The following is a 2,015-nucleotide window of genomic DNA, read 5'->3' on the forward strand; positions in this document are numbered from 1 at the left end:
GTTTTGGGGAACAATTAATTTCTTAAGTTGATGGGTATGTATGGTGAGTCCTATTAAATCGCAATAAAAGGTGTTTTATGAATATACTCTTTATTATCAATCTGGCTAATTATAAAATTTGCTATTTCTTTATTTGAAATCATTGTCCCAGGCATATCGGTAAGACTTTCCTTGACTGCTCTAACTTCAACACCCTCTTTTACAAAAGGTAGTCTTATTAGCGTCCAATCAAGGTCTTTATTTTTCAAAAGAATATTCAGCTCTTCTCTTTTATCTTTCATCATTTTGGAAAAGAGCACTTCAAACATTTTTGCTCCAATCTTATTTAAAAGACTTTTTTTATCTCCTATAATATTAAGAGAAGCTCCTGTAACTCCAATATATCTCTTAATATCCTTTTCTTTCATTACTTCAAGTATATCTCTGGTAACTTTGCTATATATAGGTGTATCTCTCATAGGTTGACCAAAGCAATTTATAACAATAAGACAACCTTCGAGTAGTTGTCTTATTGCATCTACATTCTCCGCAGTACCTGTTACAATCTCAACTTTATCATCGTTATATTTTAAATTTTTAGGATTCCGAACAAGCATACGAACTCGGTAGCCATTTTTTAACAATTCTGAAGCTATATAACGTCCTACCTTACCAGTGCCACCAATTACAGCTATTTTATAAGGATTATCCATTCCATCACTCCTAAGAATATATAAGTAAACTCAATCCTTCCGAATTAAATTCTTATTTTACAATCTTGTCCTTTTTACAATTAATAATATTTATCATTTTTCTTTATATTTTAACATAAATTACCTATTTGTTCTGAAGTTTTCTTTTAACGCCTTAAATAACAAAATAGATCGCAACCGAAATGGAAGTCTGACAATAATCATTGTCACATTGTTAAAAGCAATGCTAATTATAATCTTATTTTAGGAGCCCCGCCACGTTGTCATCAATCTAGTACTTTGAAGTGTCCCCAAAACAAAAATTTTATTATTTTGCAGTTATTTATAAGAATTTAGCTCATTTTTTTCGTTTTGGGGAACAATGCATTTCTTAAGTTGATGGGCATGGATGCTACCCCTATAAGGATTTTTTTCTTAGGCTAGCAAAAAACCGTTTAAAATACTCTTCTAATGCCACTTCACCCAACTTAGGATTAAAATTCAAATCCTGTCTTGATGTGGTAAGGTCATAGTGTCTATTTATTCCACCATAATATAATTCTACTTGACTTCTAAGTAGTGATGGCTGAGTATTCTTTTCCTTTGCTTCAAATTCAAGTTTATCAGCTAAATTTAACAACTGTTCTTTAGTATATTTTTGTGGTATCTCAAGATTAGGAATAAATTTTTTTGCAATTTTAATGATATCATCTGAAGTTACAGGCTCTTCATTAGCCAAGATATATCTTGTACCCCTTACACCTTTTTCCGCTGCAGCAATCATACCTTTCACAACATCAGTTACATCTATTGGCGTCATTTCACTTATATAGTTAACTTTCATCTTTCCTAAAAGAATACTATCGAAGGCCAGTATGGTTGGAGTTTTCTTTAAAAACTCTCCACCAATCATTGCACCAGGAAGAACGCTAACCATATCCAAATCATATTTTTCTGCCAGCTCCCAAGCTGTTCTTTCAGCTCGTGCTTTTGAATCAAAGTATGCATTTCCATGACTGTTTTCAAGCCATGTAGTTTCATCAATTTTACCCTTTAAGTTTGTCTTGTCCAATGACAATGCTGCTACGGAGCTTACATATACTATTTTTCTTACATTTGCATCTTTAGCAGCCTCCATTATATTTTGAGTTGCCTCAACATTAGGAATAATTATCTCTTTTTCAGGATCTTGTGCCCAATGTTTAAATACAGCAGCTACTTGATATAAGGTATTCACTCCATCAAGTGCTTTATGAAGTGAGGCTTTATCCCTCAAATCGGCGTAGACGATCTCACAATCAAGGTCTATAAATGGTTCTTTGTCATTTAAATCTCGTACACTTG

Annotated in this window: 2 protein-coding genes; both read right to left on the reverse strand. The window is 32.7% G+C overall.

The genetic code is table 11. From position 1 onward, the window contains the following. Positions 1-53 precede the first annotated feature (53 nt). Entirely contained in the window at positions 54-692 is a 639-nt protein-coding gene (locus Y7E_RS0106815; protein WP_017150536.1) for an NAD(P)-dependent oxidoreductase, read from the reverse strand. A gap of 397 nt (positions 693-1,089) precedes the next feature. After that, positions 1,090-2,015 (reverse strand): NAD-dependent epimerase/dehydratase family protein (locus Y7E_RS29365; protein ID WP_017150537.1); only part of this gene is annotated, 926 nt, incomplete at its 5' end.

Source organism: Bacillus bingmayongensis, from assembly GCF_000299035.1.
Lineage (GTDB): Bacteria > Bacillota > Bacilli > Bacillales > Bacillaceae_G > Bacillus_A > Bacillus_A bingmayongensis.